Below are 20,012 nucleotides of genomic sequence, written 5' to 3' on the forward strand. Positions count from 1 at the left end.
TGTGTAGCGTGCTGGCGACCTGTTCAGGCCCAGCAACTCAGGCCCAGTCCGGCCCCGGCATGCTCCGGTAGGCCTCGCGCAGCGCCTCGGACCAGCTTTCCCGCAGCTCGCGGAAGTAGGGCTCCTCCTCGGTGATGCGGCGCTGGGTGCGGATGAGCTGGGTGCCGGCCTCATAGACCAGCAGGTCGAGCGGCATGCCGACGGTGAGGTTGGAGCGCAGCGTGCTGTCCATGCTGACGAGGGTGAGCTTCACCCCGTCCTCCAGGCTGCTCTCGTGCCGCAGGGCGCGGTCCAGGATCGGCTTGCCGTATTTGTGCTCGCCGATCTGCAGGAAGGGCGTGTCCGGCGTCGCCTCGATGAAGTTGCCGGCGGCATAGACCAGATAGAGCCGCACCGGCCCCCCGGCGATCTGCCCGCCCAGCATGATGGACACGTCGAACCCCACGCCCTGCGCCTTCAGGGTCGGCCCATCCGTCGCATAGACCGCGCGGATGGCGGCGCCCACGAGCTGCGCCGCGCGGAACATGGTGGGGACGGAGAACAGCGTGTGCCGCCCATCCTCCAGCATCACGCCCTCGCCCAGGTGGTTCCACACCGCCTGGGTGATGGCCAGGTTGCCGGCCGCCATCAGGCACAGCATCCGCTCGCCCGGGGCGGTCGCCGTGTACATCTTGGAGAAGGTCGAGATGTTGTCGACGCCCGCGTTGGTGCGGGTGTCGGCCAGCATCACCAGCCCGTCCCTCAGCCAGAGGCCGACGCAGTAGGTCAAGGCTGCCGCCCGTTCAGGTAGAAGCTGCCGATCTCGTGGCCGAGCGCGATGTTCTGGTCGATCACCCCGGTGAGGAACTCGTGCAGCCCGTCCGCCAGGAGCCCGTCGATGCGGCCGTAGCGCAGCTTGGCGTGCAGGGCGCCGGCCAGCCGGTGGCACTCGCCGCGCGCGCCGCCGCTGGTGCTGGCGATCGCGTCCAGCGTCTGCTCCACGCGGCTGTAGCAGGCGAGCAGCGAGCGCGGCAGCTCGGGCCGCAGGATCAGCAGCTCCGCCACCTGCTTCGGATCGAGCCGCGCGTGATAGACGTGCTGGAAGGCGCGCAGCGCGGAAACCGAGCGCAGCACCGCCTGCCACTGCGCGTAGTTCGCTGCGTCCGCCGCCGCCTCGGGCGCGAAGGCGGCGTGCCGCACGTCGAGCAGCCGCGCCGTGTTGTCGGCCCGCTCCAGGATGGTGCCGAGATGAAGGAAGCTCCAGGCGTCGTCGCGCAGCATGGTGTCGGCCGCGGCGCCGTTGAACAGCAGGGTGCGGGACTTCACCCAGTCCAGGAAGCCGGGCAGCCGGTCGCCCCGGATGGCGCTGGAATCGAGGCGGCGGAACTCGATCCAGGTGTCGTTGATCGCCTCCCACATATCGACGGTGAGCGCGGTGCGGACGGTGCGCGCGTTGCGCCGCGCCGCCTCCACGCAGGCGGCGACGCTGGCGGGATTGCCGGGGTCCAGCGTCAGCCACTGGATGGCGGCGTCCTGCGTCAGCACCGCGTGGCGGGTGCGGAAGGCCGGGTCGCAGCCGGTGGCGATCATCAGCGAACGCCATTCCTCCTCGGCGGCGCTCAGCGGGTTGGCCAGCAGCGCCATGCGTAGCGTGGCGGCGAGGCCGCGCGCCACGTTGCCGGCGCGCTCGGAATAGCGCCCGAGCCAGAACAGGCTGTCAGCGGTACGGGAGAGCATCGTTCACTTCTCTCCCGCGGAGCCGTCATTGGCCGGCTTCGCGCCGCGGGGCATCCCGGCCATGCCGCCCATCAGCTGCTGCATGCCGCCCATGGACTGGCTCATGCCGCCCGCCGCCCGCTCCTGCCCGGGCTCCGGCGCCGCCCCCTGGCCCGGCTCCCGCGCCTCACCCGGCGGAAGCGGGGGCGGATCGTCCAGCACCCAGGTGTCCTTGGTGCCGCCGCCCTGGCTGGAATTGACCACCAGCGAGCCCTCGCGCAGCGCCACGCGGGTCAGCCCGCCCGGCACGATGCGGACGCCCTTGCCGAACAGGACGAAGGGCCGCAGGTCCACATGGCGCGGGCTGATGCCGGTCTCGCACAGCGTCGGCACGGTGGAAAGGGCCAGGGTGGGCTGGGCGATGTAGTCGCCGGGGCGGGCCCGGATGCGGGCGGCGAAATCGGCGCGCTGCTCCTCCGTGGCGTGCGGGCCGACCAGCATGCCGTAGCCGCCCGAGCCGCGCGCCAGCTTCACCACCAGCTTGTCGAGATTGGCCAGCACATAGTCGCGGTCCGCCTCGCGCTCGCACATGAAGGTGGGCACGTTGGACAGGATCGGCTCCTCGCCCAGATAGAAGCGGACCATCTCCGGCACGAAGGGATAGACCGCCTTGTCGTCGGCGATGCCGGCGCCGGGCGCGTTGGCCAGCGCCACGTTGCCCGCCCGGTAGGCCGCCATCAGCCCGGGCACGCCGAGCGCGCTGTCGGGGCGGAACGCCTCCGGGTCGAGGTAGTCGTCGTCGATGCGGCGGTAGATGACATCGACGCGCTGCGGCCCGGCGGTGGTGCGCATGAACACCACCTTGTCGCGCACGAAGAGGTCGGCGCCCTCGACCAGCTCGACGCCCATCTCGTCGGCCAGGAAGGAATGCTCGTAATAGGCGCTGTTGTACGGGCCGGGGGTGAGGACCACCACCTTGGGCGCGCCGTGGCAGCCGGGCGGGGCGATGCCCTTCAGCGTTTCCAGCAGCTCCTCGGGATAGTGGCTGACGGGCGCGATGCGGTGGCGCGTGAACACGTCCGGGAACAGGCGCAGCATCGCCTCCCGGTTCTCCAGCATGTAGGAGACGCCGGAAGGCGTGCGGCAATTGTCCTCCAGCACGTAGAACTCGTCCGGCCCGGTGCGCACGAGGTCGATGCCGGAGATGACGGTGTAGACCCCGCCCGGCGGGGTGAAGCCCACCATCTGCGGCAGGAACCCCTCGTTCTCCCGCACCAGCTCGGCCGGGATGCGGCCGGCCTTGATGATCTCCTGCGGCCCGTAGGCATCGGCCAGAAAGGCGTTCAGCGCCCTCACCCGCTGCTCCAGCCCCTTGGCGAGACGCTCCCACTCCTCGCGCGAGAGGATGCGGGGGATGACGTCGAAGGGGATCAGCCGCTCCGGGTCGCCGCCCTCGGTATAGACGGCGAAGGTGACGCCGATGCGGCGGAAGAGAACCTCCGCCTCGCGTCTCTTCTGGTCGAGGGCGTCCTGCCCCGTGGCCTCCAGGAAGCGGGCCATCTCGGCATAGGGCGGGCGGATGACGCCATCGGCGTGCATCTCATCGAAGGCGGAGGCAGGGCGATCGGCCACGTTGGTTCCGGCGTCCTCAGCGGTTGGCGGCGTTGCCCCGGAACAAAGGACCCTGGTTCCGTAAGGTTCCATGAAGGGAACAACACCCTTCGCAGTTGAACAAGGCACCGCCCCGCCACGCAAGCGTTTCACGGCGAAGATCGCGATGGCCCGGACATCCCTCACGCGGGCTTGCCCAAGGCTGCGGCACCCCCTGCCCATGCCGGGGGCGATTCGGCCTTGACCGGGAACCGCCCGGCGCCGGAGCCTGGAGGGGCACGGCCTGCCCGCGCGCGGCCTCCAGGGGGAAGCACAGGATGCGACGCCGCCATCTCCTCGCCTTGCCCGCCGCCTGCGGTGCCGCCATGGCCGCAGGCCCCGGGCGGGCCAGCGCCGGTCCTGTCGATGTGGCGCTGGTGCTGGCGGTGGACGCCTCGGGCAGCATCGATGCGGAGGATTTCCGCCTGCAGCGCGAGGGCTGCGCCGGGGCGGTGACGCACCCTTCGGTGCTGGCGGCCATCCGCGGCGGGGCGCTGGGGCGCATCGCCGTCGCCATGGTGGAATGGGGCGCGCCCGGCGGCGCGGAGACGGTGGTGCCCTGGCACATGGTGGCGGACGCCGCCGGCGCCGCCGCCCTGGCCCGCGCCTTTCTCGCCGCGCCGCGTTCGCGCCAGAGCTGGAACGCCATCGGCGACGCGCTCGACCATGCCGCCGCGCTGATCGCCGCCTGCCCCTCCGAGCCGACGCGGGCGGTGATCGACCTTTCGGGCGACGCCCCCGACATGCGCGGCAACCGGCCGGCCCCGGAGGCGCGGGATGCCGCGCTGGCTGCGGGCATCACCATCAACGCGCTGGCCATCCTGGACGGGCGGCCGGACCTGGCGGAAACCTATGGGCGGACGGTGATCGGCGGCCCCGGCGCCTTTGTCATGGCCGCGCAGGGGCGCGAGGATTTCGCCCGCGCCCTGCGCGCGAAGCTGGTGCGCGAGATCGCCTGAGCTTCACCGCTTCGCAACGAAATGCGGATTAGCCTTTGATTAGCAGGCCCTTCGCGCGGGTCATGCCGGATTTTTCCGCTTGGGAACGGCGCCAGGGCCGTGCTAGCGACTTCCGCATGACGCCCGCGACCTGCAGGGTGGTGCCCCCGCACCGCCCAAGCCCCGCGGCGTTCCCGTGCCAGCAGGCACGGAGCGCCTCACCGCCCCGCTCCAGGGGCGCCCACGCAAGACCCCGCAAGGTTCCGCCCGGACGGTGGACGGGGCTCATCCTGGGAACCCTCCTGCTGGGAGCCCCCATCCTGGCCTCCGGCCCCGCCATGGCGGCGGGGCCACGCTCGGCCTGCCTGGAGGCCGCGCGCGCCGCGGAGCGGAAGCACGACCTGCCGGAAGGGCTGCTCGTCGCCATTGCCCTCGCGGAGTCCGGGCTGCACGCCCATGCGCTGAGCGTCGGCGGCCGGGCCTACTATCCGGAAAGCCGCGCCGAGGCGCGGGCCATCCTCGCCGGCGCCAAGGCCGGGCAGCCGGTGATGGCGGGGTGCCTCCAGGTCAACACGCGCGTTCATGCCAAGGCCGGGCAGGACTGGCCGCTGGACGCGAAACGCTCGGCCGACTGGGCGGCCGGCTATCTTCGCCGCCACTACGGCGACTCCGGCAACTGGGCGGACGCGCTGCGGCGCTGGAACGGCGGCGGCCCGAACGCCATGAAGCTGGTCTGCCGGGTGGAGGCCAAGCTGCAGGTGGTGCGCCCGGGAAACCGCGTCCTCGGCGCGCCGCCCTGCGGCAAGGCCCAGACCGCCCGCCTGCGGCGCGACGCCGAGGCCCATCTGGAACTGGCCCAGGCCAGCGACTGAGCCGGCGGGCGGGGGCCGGCCCTCCCCCGCCTCAGCCCTGCAGCCAGAACTTCAGCGCAGAGGCGGCCGCGATGACCCACACCGCGCCGCCGACCTGGCCCGCGCGCCCCGCCACCACCTTCACCAGCGCATAGGCGATGAAGCCGAGGCCGATGCCGGTGGCGATGGAGAAGGTCAGGGGCATGGCCAGCGCGGTGACGATCGCCGGCAGGTACTCCGTGGTGTCGTCCCAGGCGATGTCGCGCAGGCTCTGCGCCATCAGGCAGGCCACCAGCACCAGCGCCGGCGCCGTGGCGAAGCCGGGGATGGAGGCGGCCAGCGGCGCCAGGAACAGCGTCACCAGGAACAGCGCCGCGACGGTGAGCGCGGTGAGCCCGGTGCGCCCCCCCGCCTGCACGCCGGCGGCGCTCTCGATGTAGCTCACCGTTGTCGAGGTGCCGAGCGCCGCGCCGATCATGGCGCCGCCCGAATCCGCCATCAGCGCGCGGCCGAGGCGCGGCACGGAGCCGTCCTTGCGCATCAGCCCGGCGCGGTGGGTGGTGGCGATCAGCGTGCCGGCATTGTCCAGCAGGTCCACCAGGAAGAAGGTGAAGACGATGCCGACGAGGCCGAGGCCCAGCGCGCCGGCCAGGTCCATCTGCAGGAAGGTGGGCGCCAGCGAGGGCGGCATGGCGAAGACGCCCTGGAAGGTGGTGAGCCCCAGCGGGATGCCGAGCAGCGCGGTGACCAGGATGCCGATGACGATGCCGCCCGTCACGCCGCGTGCCACCAGCCCGGCGATGAGCACGAAGCCCAGGCAGGACAGCAGCGTCGCCGGCTCGCGGAAGGAGCCGAGGGCCACCAGCGTCGCCGGGCTATCGACCACCAGCCCCATGCCGCGCAGCCCGATCAGGCCGAGAAAGAACCCGATGCCGGCGGCGATGCCGAGCTTCAGCGAGATCGGGATGGCGTTGATCAGCCATTCGCGGAAACCCGAAACGGAGACGGCGAAGAACACCATGCCCGACAGGAACACCGCGCCCAGGGCCACCTGCCAGGAGATGCCCATGCCGCCCACCACGGCGAAGGCGAAATAGGCGTTGAGCCCCATGCCCGGCGCCAGCGCCACCGGGTAGTTGGCCAGCAGCCCCATCAGCGCCGAGCCGATCGCGGCGGCGAGGCAGGTGGCGACGAAGGCCGCGCCATGGTCGATGCCGGCCGCCGCCATCATGCCCGGATTGACGATGACGATGTAGGCCATGGTGAGGAAGGTGGCGAGGCCCGCCATCATCTCGCGGCGCGGCGTGGTGCCCCGCTCGGCGAGCTCGAAGAAACGTTCCAATGCGGGTGCTCCGCGGATGCTGTGATGCAGCATCTTACCGGCGGTCACGCGCCCTTCACAATTGCCGCGGCGCGGATACGCGAAGGGCCGGCGGAGCAAGGCCCCGCCGGCCCTCTTCGTCGATCAGCGGCCGCCCGCGCCAGGGCCGGGAGGAGGCTCTCCCCTCCCCGCCCAGCCGGCAGCCGGCGGAAAGATCAGACGGAGTAGTACATCTCGAACTCGACCGGGTGCGGGGTGTGCTCGAAGCGATACACATCCTGCCACTTCAGCTCGATGTAGCTCTCGATCTGGTCCTTGGAGAACACGTCGCCCGCGAGCAGGTACTCGTGGTCGGCGGCGAGGGACTCCAGCGCCTCGCGCAGCGAGCCGCACACCGTCGGGATGCCCTTCAGCTCCTCGGGCGGCAGGTCGTACAGATCCTTGTCCATGGCTTCGCCTGGATGGATCTTGTTCTTGATGCCGTCGAGGCCGGCCATCAGCATGGCGGCGAAGGCCAGGTAGGGGTTGGCGGTCGGGTCGGGGAAGCGGACCTCGACGCGCTTGGCCTTCGGGCTCGTCGCGTAGGGGATGCGGCAGGAGGCGGAGCGGTTGCGGGCGGAATAGGCCAGCAGCACCGGCGCCTCGAAGCCCGGGATCAGGCGCTTGTAGGAGTTCGTGCTGGGATTGGTGAAGGCGTTCAGCGACTTGGCGTGCTTGATGATGCCGCCGATGTAGTAGAGCGCGTAGTCGGACAGGTCGGCATAGCCGTTGCCCGCGAAGAGCGGCTTGCCGGCCTTCCAGATCGACTGGTGGACGTGCATGCCCGAGCCGTTGTCGCCATAGATCGGCTTCGGCATGAAGGTCGCGGTCTTGCCGTAGCTGTGCGCGACGTTGTGGATCACATACTTGTAGATCTGCATGTGGTCCGCATGCCGCACCAGCGGGCCGAAGCGGGTGCCCAGCTCGTGCTGCGACTGCGCCACCTCGTGGTGGTGCTTCTCGCCGGCCACGCCCATCTCGATCATGGTGGACAGCATCTCGGCGCGCAGGTCGACCTCGCTGTCGACCGGGTTCACCGGGAAGTAGCCGCCCTTCACCAGCGGGCGGTGGCCCATGTTGCCCTCGGGGTAGTCCTTCAGGCTGGAGCCAGGACCCTCGATGCTGTCGAGCTGGTAGATGCCGTAATTGCCGCCCGTGCCGAACTTCACGTTGTCGAAGATGAAGAACTCGGCCTCGGCGCCGAAGAGCGCGGCGTCGCCGATGCCGGTCGAGGCGACATAGGCCTCGGCCTTCTTGGCGGTGGAGCGCGGGTCGCGGCTATAGGCCTGGCCGGTCGAGGGCTCGATGATGTCGCAGAACAGGATCAGCTGCGGCTTGGCCGCGAACGGGTCCATGCACGCGGATTCCGCATCCGGCATCAGGATCATGTCGGACTCGTTGATCGCCTTCCAGCCGGCGATGGAGGAGCCATCGAACATGATGCCGTCGGTGAACATCTCCTCCTCGACGGTGGAGACGTGCTGCGCGGTGTGGTGCCACTTGCCGCGCGGGTCCGTGAAGCGGAAATCCACGTACTCGACGCTGTTCTCCTTGATCATCTCCATGACCTTGGAGACGGCGCTGGGCGCTGCGGTCTTCTTCGCCATCGTGTGCGGTCCTGTTCCCCTAACGACACTCATCGTCGGTATTTATAGAACGGGCCGGGGTGCTCCCCCGCCCCGCCTGGCCATGGGCGCGCCGCTCGCGCGCCCGCCGGCCTGCGCTATGCCGGCCCACCCGCCGCGCCTGGAGCCAGGCCGGCGGCGGAGGCCGGAATTCCCACGGTCAGACCGCGTCCTCGCCCCGCTCGCCGGTGCGGATGCGGATGACCTCGTGGACATCGGAGACGAAGATCTTGCCATCGCCGATCCGGCCCGTGCGCGCGGCGGCCTGGATGGCCTCGATCGCGCGCTCGGCCAGGTCGTCGGCGCAGACCACCTCGATCTTCACCTTCGGCAGGAAGTCGACGACATACTCGGCGCCGCGATACAGCTCCGTGTGGCCCTTCTGGCGGCCGAAGCCCTTCGCCTCGACCACGGTCAGGCCCTGCAGCCCGATCTCGTGCAGCGCGTCCTTCACCTCGTCGAGCTTGAAGGGCTTGATGATGGCCTCGATCTTCTTCATCAGCTCCGTTCACGAACCGCCCCGACCCGGCACGGCCCGTCCTTCCTTCCTCCCGGGTTTCCGCCCTGCCGCGGGATCATCCGTCTCGGGATCTTCCCTCCAGGGCGGCGGGCGGCTCGCCTGCTGTGTCGCATGCCCCAGGCCAGGCCGGCAATGGCATGCGGAGGGATTTTGGCGGAGTCCAGGCTGCCTTCCGCCCGCATGATAGGCACGATGCCCGCATAAGCGGCAGCCATGCGCAGCATCGCGGTTGCACCGCCCGCACTCCCCCCCCATTATCCGGCACCGCCCGGGGCCGGGGCGCGGGGAACCTTCCCTGGAGCAGCGGGCCGTGTCGTCCCCGCTCGATGCGCGGGACCCTGTTGGACAGTGCATTCCGCCCATGAAGCCGCAGAACGACCTGCTCTCCGCGACCGGTACCACCGTGTTCACCGTCATGTCGGCGCTCGCCACGCAGCATGGCGCCATCAATCTCGGGCAGGGCTTCCCGGACTACGAAGGGCCGGAGGACGTGGTGCGCGCCGCCGCCGACGCGCTGCTTGACCACCGCAACCAGTACCCGCCGCTGACCGGCCTGCCCGAGCTGCGCCAGGCCGTGGCCGCGGCGAATCGCCGCTTCTACGGGCTGGAGGTGGACCCCGATTCGGAGGTGATCGTCACCTCCGGCGCCACCGAGGCGCTGACCGCCTGCCTGATGGCCGTGCTCAACCCCGGCGACGAGGTTGTGCTGCTGGAGCCGCTCTACGACATCTACCTGCCGCTGGTGAAGCTGCTGGGGGGCGTGCCGAAGCTGGTCCGCCTCAGCCCGCCGAAATGGGAGCTGCCGCGCGCCGAGCTGGCCGCCGCCTTCGGCCCGAAGACCAAGGCGATCCTGTTCAACTCGCCGATGAACCCGGCGAGCAAGGTGTTCACCGCCGCCGAGCTGGCCTTCATCGCCGAGCTGTGCCAGCGCCACGACACCTATGCCGTGTGCGACGAGGTGTATGAGCACCTCACCTTCGATGGCTGGAAGCACATCCCGCTGATGACCCTGCCGGGCATGCGGGAGCGCTGCATGCGGATCGGCTCGGCCGGCAAGACCTTCAGCCTGACCGGGTGGAAGGTGGGCTACATCACCGCCGACCGCAGCCTCGCGCCCAACGTGGCCAAGGCGCACCAGCACCTCACCTTCACCACCGCGCCCAACCTGCAGCGCGCCGTGGCGGTGGGGCTGTCCAAGGACGACGCCTATTTCGAGAGCCTGTCCACCGAGCTGCAGGCCCGGCGGGACCGGCTGGCCGAGGGGCTGGCGGCCTTGGGCTTCGGCGTGCTGCCCGCGCGCGGCAGCTACTTCATCACCGCCGACTTCACCCCGCTCGGCTTCGCGGGCGACGACGTCGCCTTCTGCCGGCACCTGACCGAGGTGGCCAAGGTGACGGCCATCCCGGTGTCCGCCTTCTATCCGGGCCCGGACGCGCCGCGGCACTTCGTCCGCTTCGCCTTCTGCAAGAGGATGGAGGTGCTGGAGGAGGCGCTTTCGCGGCTTGCCGCCTGGAAGGCGCAGCACGGCCCGGCGAGCCTCGCCGCGGCCGGCTGAAGGAGGCCCGGCGGGCGGGGTCCTTTGCAGGGCCCCGCCCGCCGCCCTCAGGCGGCGCGCTTCTCGGTTGCGCCGCGCAGCCGCGCCTGCAGCCGCATGATCCAGGGCGCGGCCAGCCCCGCCACGGTGATGCCGATCAGCAGCAGGGCGATGGGGCGGCCCAGGAAGCCCAGCACCCAGCCATCCTGGAAGATCAGCAGGGACTGCTTGAGCGATTCCTCCAGCAGCGAGCCCAGCACCAGCCCCATCACCAGCGGTGCCGGCGAGAAGCCGTGGCGGCGGAACAGCAGCCCCACCACGCCGAAGAACAGCATGAGGTAGACCTCGCCCATCGACTGGTTCGGCCCATAGGCCCCGATCACGGACAGGACGAAGACGGTCGGCCACAGCAGCGCCGGCGGCACCATGCTGATGCGGGCGAACAGCTTCGCCGAATAGAGGCCCAGCACCAGGTAGATCAGGTTCGCCGCCAGCATCGAGGCGAAGACGGCGTAGAGCAGCGTCGGCTGCTCGTTGAACAGGTGCGGGCCCGGCCGCACGCCCTGCACCACCAGCGCCGCCAGCATGATGGCGGTGGTGGAGCTGCCGGGGATGCCCAGCGCCAGGGTGGGCACCATGGCGCCGCCCACGGCCGAGTTGTTGGCCGCCTCCGGCCCGGCCACGCCCTCGATGGAGCCCTGGCCGAACTCGTGCTTGTGCTTCGACCAGCGGCGCGTCTCGTTATAGGCCACCAGCGCGGCGGTGGTGGCGCCCAGCGCCGGCAGCGCGCCGATGAAGGTGCCGAGGCCGCTGCCGAGCCAGATGCTGCGGGCGCATTTGCGGAACTCCGCCATGCCGGGGATGCGCACGGTGTCCAGCTTCAGCAGCTTGCCCAGCGTGTGCTGGCGGCTCGCCTGGTCGAACATCTCGGCCAGGGCGAAGAGCCCGATCAGCACGGGCACGAAGCCGATGCCGTCGGTCAGGTCGTAAAAGCCGAAGGTGAAGCGCTCGACGCCCGTGGTGAGGTCGATGCCGACGGTGGCCAGCGCCACGCCGAAGGCGGCGGCGATGAGGTTCTTGAGCGGAGAGTCGCCGCCCACCGCCGCGCACATGGAAAGGCCGAACAGCGCCAGGGCGAAATATTCGGGCGGGCCGAAGTTATAGGCCGCGCGCGCCAGCAGCGGCGCCGCCACGATCATGACGATGACGCTGAAGATGCCGCCAATGGCGCTGGCCACGGCGGAGATGCCGAGCGCCAGCCCCGCCTCGCCCTTCTCGGCCATCTTGTAGCCCTCGAGCGCCGTGGCCGAGGCCGAGGGGTCGCCCGGCGTGTTGACCAGGATGGCGGTGATCGAGCCGCCGAAATTGGCGCCGCAATACACCGCGCCCATGAAGGCGAGCGAGGCGACGGGGCTGATGCCGATGGTCAGCGGCAGCAGCAGCGCGAGCGTCGTGCTGCCGCCGATGCCCGGCAGGGCGCCCACGAACACGCCCAGCAGCGTGCCCGCGACCGTCATGCCGAGGATGAAGGGGTCGGCCAGAACCATCATGCCGCCCAGGAAGGCTTCCATGGCGTGTCGCCTCCGCTCAGTTGAACAGCATCTCGCCGAGCATGCCGCCCGGCAGGCCCAGGCCGAACACCCGGACGAAGAGCAGCCACAGGCAGAGCACCACGCCGCCCGCGCTGAGCAGCAGCACGCCGACCCGCCGCTCGCCCCAGAGCCAGCCGACGCCGACCATGAACAGGAACATGGCGGGCAGCATGCCCACCACCGCCATCGCCGCGAGGAAGCCGAGACAGGCGGCGAAGGTGGCCCAGCCGCAGCCATTGACGGCGGGCAGCTCCTCCTCCTCCGCCGGGGCGGGCCGCAGCGCCAGCATCACCGCCAGCAGCAGGATGACGGCGCCCACGAGGCGCGGGAACTCGCTGGCGCCCAGCCCCTCCATCAGCGCCAGCGGCACCGCCTCGAAGCTGAAGGTGCCGGCCAGGAAGGCAAGGGCGAGCCCGGCCACGACCAGCGCCACGCGCCGGTCCCGCCACAGGAAGGGAGCGGGGCGGCTCATCGCGCCAGCCCCAGCTCGGCCAGCGCCTCGCGGCTCAGCGACTGGTACTCGGCCAGCTGCCGCGCCCAGATCTCGGCGCCGGCGGCGCTGCCGGCGGCCTGGCCGGAGCTGGTGAGGTAGTTGCGGTAGGCGGGCGTCCGCATGGCGCGCAGCACCCCGTCCCGCAGCCTCGCCACCCGGTCCTCCGGCGTGCCCTTCAGCACGCAGTAGCCCCGCGCCACCATGGCGGAGAAGTCGATGCCGCTCTCCTTAGCGGTCGGCGTGTCCGGCAGGGCGGCGAGCCGCTCATCGGCCAGCACCAGCAGGGGCAGCACCTCGCCGGCGGTGATCTGCGCCTCGGCCTCGGCATAGTTCAGCACGCCGAGCTCGACATTGCCGCCGACGAGGTTCACCACGATGTCGCCGCCGCCACGGAAGGGCACGGCCGAGAGCTGCCGCAGCCCGGCCGCCCGGGCGAAGCCGAAGCTCGTCACATGGTCCAGGCTGCCCACCGCCGTGACGCCGATCTTCAGCGAGCGGTCCCCGCCCTGCTCGCGCAGCGCCGCGACCGAGGCCAGCGGGCCGCCGGCGCGCACCATCACCACCTGCGCGTCCGCCGTGCCGCGCGCGATGGGCACGAGGTCGTCGAACTGCGCCGGCAGGCGCATGCGCAGCATGGTCAGGATGTGGCTCTGCGTCACCAGCAGCAGGGTGTGGCCATCCCTGGGCTTGCTGGCGGCATAGGCGATGGCCGCGGCGCCGCTGCCGCCCGTCTTGTTCACCACCGTCATGTCGCCGCCCAGCTCGGCCGGCGCCTGCATCATCATCATCCGCGCGGTGATGTCGGTGCCGCCGCCGACGCCGGCATGCGTCACCACCTCGATCGGGCGCTGCGGAAAGGCCACGGCCCGGGCAGGGCGGATGAAGGGCATGGCGAGCAGCCCCCCGCCCAGGCCTGAGAGCAGGGTGCGGCGGCGCCAGCCGGAGCCTTTCGGGGCTTCCATCTTGTCCATTCTTCCTCCTCGGCCCCGCCACGTCGGCCGCGCGGCTGTGGACCTTCATGTCCCGTCGGGGCGCAGCCTGTCGCCCCAGACATTAAACTGTCAACACTTGACCGGCCAAAAAGGCCGCGGCCCCTTTCCAGGGGACCGCGGCCCCGCCGGCGCCGCTACTGGTCGCGCCAGGGCTTGCGGGCCCACATCTCCTTCAGCCGCGCGTCGAGGCCGAGCACGGCCTGCCGGTACTCGTCGCCCACCATGCCCTTCACCGGCAGCGCCAGCCGCTCGGCATCGGCGAGGAACTGCGGGTCGGACAGCGCGGCGCGGAAGGCGGCCACCAGCTTCTGCTGGGCCTCCTGCGGCATCCCTGGCGGCGCCACGATGCCGCGCTGCGCGCCGGCCACCACCTTGACGCCCTGCTCCGTCAGCGTGGCCACGTCCGGCAGCGACGGGTCGCGCCGCGCGCCGGCCTGCGCCAGGCAGCGGAAGCGTCCATCGCGGTAGCCGGGACCACCCTCGCTGACGTTGAAGCAGCCGACATCGACATGCCCGCCCAGCACCGCGGTCTGCAACGGCGCGGCGCCGTTGAATGGCACGTGGCTGAAGCGCACGTCCGGCACCGCCTGCTCCACCTCCAGCATCACCAGGTGGTCGTCCGAGCCGATGCCGGTGGTGCCGAAGCTGAGGCCGCCCGGATCCTTCCTTGCCCGCTCCAGCAGGTCCTGCAGGGACTTGATGGGGGAGTCGGTCTTCACCCACAGCCCGCCCGGATCGTCCACCACATTGGCGATGTAGGTGAACTCCTCGACCTTGTAGCGGACCGGCCGCTCGAAGGGGATGGTCATCAGGGCGGGCGAGGTGACGGCGCCCAGGACATAGCCGTCCGGCCGGGCGTTGAACGTCGCTTCCATGCCGATCTGGCTGCCCGCGCCCGGGCGGTTCTCCACGATGAAGGTGGCGCCCGGCAGGTGGCGCTGCACATGCGGCAGGATCACGCGCGCCATCTGGTCCACGCCGCCTCCGGGCGGAAAGGGCACGTAGACGACGATGGGCCGCTCGGCGGGCCAGGACTGGGCCTGGACGGGGCGCGCGGCCAGCGCCGCCACGCCCAGCGCGGCGAGGCCGCGGCGGGTGATGGTCATGTCTTCTTGTCTCCTTCCTCCCGTTCCCTCTGGTGCCCGCCCCCTCTTGGCGGAGGGCGGAGCACCGGGGCGGGCTCAGATCTTCTTGCGGCTCGCCTCGTAGCGCGCCTTGTTCTCGGCGTTCGGCGGATACAGGCCGGGCAGCGAGGCGCCCTGCTCCACCTCGCCCATGATCCAGCTTTCCTGCGCCTCCTGCTCGGCGGCGAGGTCGGCCACCTCGTCCACCAGCGCGGACGGGATCAGCACGGCGCCGTCGTCATCGACCACGACCACGTCGTTCGGGAACACGGCGACGCCGCCGCAGCCCACCGGCTCCTGCCAGTTGATGAAGGTGAGGCCGGCGACCGAGGGCGGCGCCGCGTTGCCCTGGCACCACACCGGCAGGCCGGTGCCGATGACGCCGGCGCCGTCGCGCACCACGCCATCGGTGACCAGCGCGGCGACCTTCTTCTTCGCCATGCGGGCGCAGAGGATGTCGCCGAAGATGCCGGCATCGGTCACGCCCATGGCGTCGGCGATGACGATGACGCCCTCCGGCATCGCCTCGATGGCGGAGCGGGTGGAGATCGGGTTGGACCAGGAGGCGGGCGTCGCCAGGTCCTCGCGGGCCGGCACGAAGCGCAGCGTGAAGGCGCGGCCGACGAGGCGCGGCTGGCCCGGCTTCAGCGGGCGGGTGCCGCGCATCCACACGTTGCGCAGGCCCTTCTTCAGCAACACCGTCGTCAGCGTGGCGGTGGAGATGCCCGAGAGGGTGTCGATGATCTTCTGGTCGAGCGGCGCGACTTCGACGGACATGGGGCGGAACCTCAGATGCTGGCGATCAGGCCGCCATCCACGCGGATGACGGAGCCGTTGATGTAGGAGGCGCGGGTGGAGGCGAGGAAGGCCACGGCGTCGCCGTATTCCTGCGGCTCGCCATAGCGGCCGGCGGGGATGGAGCCGGTGCTCTCGGCCTCGACCTGCGACACGTCCCGCCCCTCGCGCTTGGCCTTCTGCTCGTCGAGGAAGCGGATGCGCGTGGTGGCGATGCGGCCGGGCAGGATGATGTTGGCGGTGATGCCGTCCCGCGCCACCTCGCGCGCGAGGGTCTTGGACCAGCCGACCAGCGTCGAGCGCAGCGCATTGGAGATGCCGAGGTTGGGGATCGGCGCCACCACGCCCGAGGAGGTGCTGGTGACGATGCGGCCCCAGCCGGCGGCCTTCATGCCCGGCAGCACGCGGTCGGTCAGCGCGATGACGGACAGCACCATGGCGTTGAAGTGCTTGGCCCACAGCGCCGGGTCCTGGCCGCCGGCCGGCGTCGGCGGCGGGCCGCCGGTGTTGTTCACCAGCACCTGCACCGGGCCGAGTTCCGCCTCGATGCGCGCCACGTTGGTCTCGATGGCGGCGAGGTCGGCGAGATCCCAGGTCAGGCTGATCGCCTGCGCGCCGGCACCCTTCACCTCGGCCTCGATGCGCGCCAGTCCCTCGGCGCTGACATCGGCCAGCGCGAGCCTGGCACCCTCCGCCGCCAGGGAGCGGGCGATGGCGCCGCCAAGCCCTCCGCCGGCGCCCAGCACCAGCGCCACCTTGTCCTTGAGGCCCAGATCCATCGGCCGTGTTCCTTGTGCCAGTCCATGCCGCGCTTGGCGGTGTCGGCAACCAGTCTGGCAAGGCCGGAGCAATCAGAAAACCCTTCCTTTCCTGATTTCGGACGATAGGTTTCCTATCCAATGGACACACGTTTCCTCGACAGCTTCGTGGCGGTCGCGGAGGAAGGCTCGATCGCCGCCGCCGCGCGCCGCCTGCACCTGACGCCCGCCGCCCTGTCCCAGCGCATCCAGACGCTGGAGGCGGAACTGGGCGCCACGCTGCTGCTGCGCGCCGGCCGCACCGTGGCGCCTTCGGAAGCGGGCCTCGCCATCCTCGACCGCGCCCGCGCCCTGCTGCGCGAGGCGCGGGACCTGCGGGCGCTCGCCACCGCCGGCGCGCTGGCGGGCGAGTTGCGGCTCGGCGCCATCGCCACCGCCATGACGGGATTGCTGCCGGCCATGCTGGCGCGGCTGGCCACGCGCTACCCGCAGCTTGAGACGCACATCTCCCCCGGCATCTCGGCCGATCTCTATCGCCGCATCCAGTTGGGGGAGTTGGACGCGGCGCTGATCGTGCAGCCGGAATTCGCGCCGCCCAAGAGCTGCGAATGGCGCCTGCTGCGGGAGGAGCCGCTGGTGGTGCTGGCGCCGGAGGCGATGGCGGGCGCCGAGCCGCACGCGCTGCTCTCGGCCGAGCCCTTCATCCGCTACGACCGCAACCAGTGGGGCGGCAGGCTGGCGGACCGCTACCTGCGCGCAGCCCGCCTCGCGCCGCGCGAGCGCTTCGAGCTGGACGCGCTGGATGCCATCGCGGTGATGGTGGGGCGTGGCCTCGGCGTCTCGCTGGTGCCGGACTGGGCGCCGCCCTGGCCGGCCGGCCCCGCCATCACGCGTATCCCCCTGCCCCGCCCCTTTCCGCCGCGCCGCATCGGGCTGATGTGGATGCGCGGCGGCACGCGGGCGCGGCTGGTGCGCGCCTTCCTGGAGGGGGCGGAGCCGGAAGCCTGACGGGTCAGGCCGCCTTCGCCTCCCGCAGGCGCAGCAGCAGCGCCTGGATCGGGTGGCGAAGCTGCACGCCGTCGAACCGCTTCACCTGGCTGCGGCAGGAATAGCCGCTGGCCAGCAGCCGCTCCCCCTGCCTCGCCACATGGCCGCGCCAGGACAGGTCGTAGATGCGCGCCGAGGTGTCGCGGTGCTCCGCCTCATGGCCATAGGTGCCGGCCATGCCGCAGCAGCCCGATGCCAGCACCGCGAGCGGCGCGCCGAGGCGGGCGAACACCGCCTGCCAGTCCTTCAGCGAGGCGGCGGCGTTGGTGCGCTCCGTGCAATGCGGCAGCAGGGAGAAGCCGCCGCCCTCCGGCAGCTCGGGCAGCAGCGCCAGGCGCCGTGCCAGCCATTCCTGCGGCAGCAGCACGGGCGGCATGGCGATGCCCTTGTATTCGGAGCGATAGGTGAGCGTCATGGACGGGTCGAGGCCGACCAGCTCCACCCCGCTTTCCGCCAGGGCGCGCAGCATGGCGGCATTGGCCTCGGCCTGGCGGCGGAAGGCGCCGAGGAAGCCGTGCACGTGCAGCGGCTTGCCGTTGGGCCGGAAGGGCGCCAGCCACGGCGTGAAGCCCAGCGCCTGCAGCGCCTCCAGCAGGTCCAGTACCAGCCCCGTCTCGAAATGGCTGGTGAAGGCGTCCTGGACGATGACGAGGTGGCGCTGCCGCTCCCCGGCCTCCAGGCCGCGCAGCGCCTCGGGCCTCGCGAGCCGGACGCCGCGCGCGGCGGCTTCCCGCACCACGTCCAGGCCGCTGAACAGCGGCGCGTCCACCAGCCCGCCCTTCGCCGCCAGGGCGCGGCCGATCCCGCTGCCCAGCACCGCATTGGCCACCCCCGGCACCCGCGCGCCGAGCGGCAGGACCTGCTCGATCATGCCCACCAGGTAGTCCTTCAGCGGGCGCTGGTAGCGGCCGTGATACAGCTCCAGGAACTTCGCGCGGAAGCTCGGCACGTCCACCTTGATCGGGCACTGCCCGGTGCAGGACTTGCAGGCGAGGCAGCCATCCATGGCGTCCTTCACCGCATGGGAGAAATCCGCCTCGCCGCGGCGGCGGGCCATCTCGTTGCGGATGCGCGCCGGCAGGCCGGACAGGAAGGACGCGCCGCGGATGCGCTCGGCCTCGGCCATCGGGTCCACCCCGGCGGCGGAAAGCTGGCGCAGCCATTCGCGGAACAGGCTGGCCCGGCCCTTCGGCGAATGGCGGCGGTCGCCGGTCGCCTTGAAGGAGGGGCACATCGCGTCCTGCGTGTCGTAGTTGAAGCAGGCACCGTTGCCGTTGCAGTGCAGCGCCTCGTCATAGGCGGCGCGCACGGGGGCGGGGATGGTGCGGTCGAGCTGGCCGCGCATCGGCACGCGGTCGATCGCCAGCAGCGGCGCGTCGCCGGGGGCGGCGATCTTGCCGGGGTTGAGCTGGTTGCGCGGGTCGAAGGCCGCCTTGATCGCCTGCAGGCTCGGGTAGAGCGGGCCGAACACCTCCGGCACGTATTCGGAGCGCACGCCCTTGCCGTGCTCGCCCCACAGCAGCCCGCCATACTTGCGGGTGAGCGCAAACACCTCGTCGGTGATCTCGCGGATCATCCGCTCGGCGCCCTCGGCCTTCATGTCGAGTGCCGGGCGGACATGTAGCACGCCGGCATCGACATGGCCGAACATGCCGTATTCCAGGCCGCGCCGGTCCAGTGCCGCACGGAACTCGCCGATGAAGTCGGCCAGGTTCTCCGGCGGCACGGCGGTGTCCTCGACGAAGGCGATGGGCCGCTTGTCGCCCTGCATGTTGCCGAGCAGGCCGACGCCGCGCTTGCGCATGCCCTGGATGCGCTCGCCCGCCTGGTCCCACGCCACGGTGTGGCCGCGCCGGCCATGGCTGCGGCCCTCCGCGGCGAGGCGCGCCTCCACCACGTCGAGCCGCGCCCGCACCTCGACCTCGCTGTCGCCCACGAACTCGATCAGGTTGATGCCGGCGGCGGGGCCTTCCGGGTCGTCGGGCAGGTATTCGGCGATGCTGGTCCAGACGATGTCGCCGCGCGCCAGGCCCAGCACCTTGGAATCGACCGTCTCCACCGAGGCGGCACCGAGCGCCATCAGCACGCGGGCATCGCGCAGCGCGGCGTCGAAGCTGTCGTAGCGGAGGTTGATCAGCGCGCTGCGCTTCGGGATGGGCAGCACGCGGATCTTCGCTTCCGCGATCATCGCCAGCGTGCCCTCGGAGCCGCAGAGCAGCGAGTTCAGGTCGAACCGCCCCTCGGCATCGCGGATATGGGCGAGGTCGTAGCCGGTGAGGCAGCGGTTCAGCGGCGGGAAGCGCTCGGCGATGAGCGGCCCCTGCTCGCGCGCGATGCCGTCCGCCACGCGGTGGATGGCGCCTACCATGTCCTGCCGCCGCGCCACTGCCGCCAGCTCCGCCTCGTCCAGCTTGCGGCTTTCCCACAGCGTGCCGTCCATCAGCACCACGGAGAGGGCCAGCACATGGTCCCGCGTCTTGCCATACAGGCAGGAGCCCTGGCCGCAGGCATCGGTCGAGATCATGCCGCCCAGCGTCGCGCGGTTGCTGGTGGAGCATTCCGGCGCGAAGAACAGGCCGAGCGGCCTGAGGGTGGCGTTCAGCGCGTCCTTCACCACGCCGGGCTCGACGCGCACCCAGCCCTCGGCCTCGTTGATCTCCAGGATGCGGGTCATGTGGCGCGACACGTCCACCACGATGCCGTCCGTCAGCGACTGCCCGTTGGTGCCGGTGCCGCCGCCGCGCGGGCCGATGGCCAGGCCGTGGAAGCGCGGGTCGGCGGACACCCTGGCGATGCGCTGGAGGTCCTCCACCGTGCGCGGAAACACCACGGCCTCCGGCTGGCGCTGGTAGATGGAGTTGTCGGTGGACATCACCACCCGGTCCGCCACGCCCGACGAGATGTCGCCCGAGAAGCCGCGCAGCCGCAATTCGTCCAGGAAGGCCAGGGCGGGCGCAGCCGGGGCGGGCAGTTCGGCGAGGCGGGGAATCATGGGCGGTCTGGCCTTTCACGCGGAAGGAGGCGGCCGGGCGTGGCCC

At 71.3% G+C, this 20,012-nt stretch carries 17 protein-coding genes; 4 read left to right on the forward strand and 13 right to left on the reverse strand.

Going from position 1 to position 20,012, the window contains the following annotated elements; genetic code table 11:
• Positions 1–37: 37 nt before the first annotated feature.
• Genes CR162_RS02075 through CR162_RS02090 form a run of 3 tightly spaced genes read right to left on the reverse strand, consistent with a single transcriptional unit; the run spans position 38 to position 3,327 of the window.
• On the reverse strand, positions 38–769 hold the full coding sequence (locus CR162_RS02075; protein ID WP_099093859.1) for a peptidase: 732 nt from the start codon (positions 767–769) through the stop codon (positions 38–40).
• On the reverse strand, positions 766–1,716 hold the full coding sequence (locus tag CR162_RS02080) for an alpha-E domain-containing protein (protein WP_099093860.1): 951 nt from the start codon (positions 1,714–1,716) through the stop codon (positions 766–768). The genes CR162_RS02075 and CR162_RS02080 overlap by 4 nt, the downstream gene beginning before the upstream one ends.
• A 3-nt stretch (positions 1,717–1,719) precedes the next feature.
• The gene (locus CR162_RS02090) at positions 1,720–3,327 is read right to left on the reverse strand and encodes a circularly permuted type 2 ATP-grasp protein (protein ID WP_456316205.1); all 1,608 of its coding nucleotides are present in this window, start codon (positions 3,325–3,327) and stop codon (positions 1,720–1,722) included.
• A 296-nt stretch (positions 3,328–3,623) separates the two neighbouring features.
• Here CR162_RS02090 and CR162_RS02095 point away from each other — a divergent pair, with 296 nt between their 5' ends.
• Both CR162_RS02095 and CR162_RS02100 read left to right on the forward strand, forming a co-directional pair.
• Positions 3,624–4,304 (forward strand): DUF1194 domain-containing protein, encoded by a 681-nt coding sequence (locus CR162_RS02095; RefSeq protein ID WP_099093861.1) that lies wholly within the window; start codon positions 3,624–3,626, stop codon positions 4,302–4,304.
• A gap of 317 nt (positions 4,305–4,621) precedes the next feature.
• Positions 4,622–5,155, forward strand: coding sequence for a transglycosylase SLT domain-containing protein (locus CR162_RS02100; RefSeq protein ID WP_099093862.1), 534 nt, complete (start codon positions 4,622–4,624; stop codon positions 5,153–5,155).
• 31 nt (positions 5,156–5,186) lie between these two features.
• On the opposite strand, the gene CR162_RS02105 is transcribed toward CR162_RS02100, so the two are convergent.
• The 3 genes from CR162_RS02105 to CR162_RS02115 form a co-directional block, all read right to left on the reverse strand.
• Positions 5,187–6,476 (reverse strand): NCS2 family permease, encoded by a 1,290-nt coding sequence (locus CR162_RS02105; protein WP_245870078.1) that lies wholly within the window; start codon positions 6,474–6,476, stop codon positions 5,187–5,189.
• A 194-nt stretch (positions 6,477–6,670) separates the two neighbouring features.
• On the reverse strand, positions 6,671–8,101 hold the full coding sequence (gene glnA, locus CR162_RS02110; RefSeq protein WP_099093864.1) for a type I glutamate--ammonia ligase: 1,431 nt from the start codon (positions 8,099–8,101) through the stop codon (positions 6,671–6,673).
• A gap of 178 nt (positions 8,102–8,279) precedes the next feature.
• The gene (locus tag CR162_RS02115; RefSeq protein ID WP_099093865.1) at positions 8,280–8,618 is read right to left on the reverse strand and encodes a P-II family nitrogen regulator; all 339 of its coding nucleotides are present in this window, start codon (positions 8,616–8,618) and stop codon (positions 8,280–8,282) included.
• Positions 8,619–9,000: 382 nt separating this feature from the next.
• Here CR162_RS02115 and CR162_RS02120 point away from each other — a divergent pair, with 382 nt between their 5' ends.
• Entirely contained in the window at positions 9,001–10,194 is a 1,194-nt protein-coding gene (locus CR162_RS02120) for an aminotransferase (protein WP_099093866.1), read from the forward strand.
• Between the two features lie 47 nt (positions 10,195–10,241).
• Here the strand turns inward: CR162_RS02120 and CR162_RS02125 are convergent, their stop codons facing one another.
• The 6 genes from CR162_RS02125 to CR162_RS02150 all read right to left on the reverse strand — a co-directional run bounded on the left by CR162_RS02125 (position 10,242) and on the right by CR162_RS02150 (position 15,948).
• Positions 10,242–11,744, reverse strand: coding sequence for a tripartite tricarboxylate transporter permease (locus CR162_RS02125; RefSeq protein ID WP_099093867.1), 1,503 nt, complete (start codon positions 11,742–11,744; stop codon positions 10,242–10,244).
• 16 nt (positions 11,745–11,760) lie between these two features.
• Entirely contained in the window at positions 11,761–12,237 is a 477-nt protein-coding gene (locus tag CR162_RS02130) for a tripartite tricarboxylate transporter TctB family protein (protein ID WP_099093868.1), read from the reverse strand.
• Positions 12,234–13,220, reverse strand: coding sequence for a tripartite tricarboxylate transporter substrate binding protein (locus tag CR162_RS02135; RefSeq protein ID WP_176559682.1), 987 nt, complete (start codon positions 13,218–13,220; stop codon positions 12,234–12,236). The genes CR162_RS02130 and CR162_RS02135 overlap by 4 nt, the downstream gene beginning before the upstream one ends.
• 164 nt (positions 13,221–13,384) lie before the next feature.
• Positions 13,385–14,356: a tripartite tricarboxylate transporter substrate binding protein gene (locus tag CR162_RS02140; RefSeq protein ID WP_099093870.1), complete on the reverse strand. Its 972-nt coding sequence runs from the start codon at positions 14,354–14,356 to the stop codon at positions 13,385–13,387.
• Positions 14,357–14,431: 75 nt separating this feature from the next.
• A complete protein-coding gene (locus tag CR162_RS02145) occupies positions 14,432–15,151 on the reverse strand; it encodes a ribonuclease activity regulator RraA (RefSeq protein WP_099093871.1) in 720 nt (239 codons plus the stop codon).
• An 11-nt stretch (positions 15,152–15,162) separates the two neighbouring features.
• Positions 15,163–15,948 carry an SDR family oxidoreductase gene (locus tag CR162_RS02150; protein ID WP_099093872.1) on the reverse strand — a complete coding sequence of 262 codons (786 nt, stop codon included), beginning with the start codon at positions 15,946–15,948 and terminating at the stop codon, positions 15,163–15,165.
• A 120-nt stretch (positions 15,949–16,068) separates the two neighbouring features.
• Here CR162_RS02150 and CR162_RS02155 point away from each other — a divergent pair, with 120 nt between their 5' ends.
• Positions 16,069–16,935, forward strand: a complete 867-nt coding sequence (locus CR162_RS02155; RefSeq protein ID WP_099093873.1) for a LysR family transcriptional regulator — start codon at positions 16,069–16,071, stop codon at positions 16,933–16,935.
• Positions 16,936–16,939: 4 nt separating this feature from the next.
• On the opposite strand, the gene ydiJ is transcribed toward CR162_RS02155, so the two are convergent.
• Positions 16,940–19,966, reverse strand: a complete 3,027-nt coding sequence (gene ydiJ / locus CR162_RS02160; protein ID WP_099093874.1) for a D-2-hydroxyglutarate dehydrogenase YdiJ — start codon at positions 19,964–19,966, stop codon at positions 16,940–16,942.
• Between the last annotated feature and the right edge of the window lie 46 nt (positions 19,967–20,012).

It is taken from the genome of Teichococcus rhizosphaerae (assembly GCF_002631185.1).
GTDB lineage: Bacteria > Pseudomonadota > Alphaproteobacteria > Acetobacterales > Acetobacteraceae > Pseudoroseomonas > Pseudoroseomonas rhizosphaerae.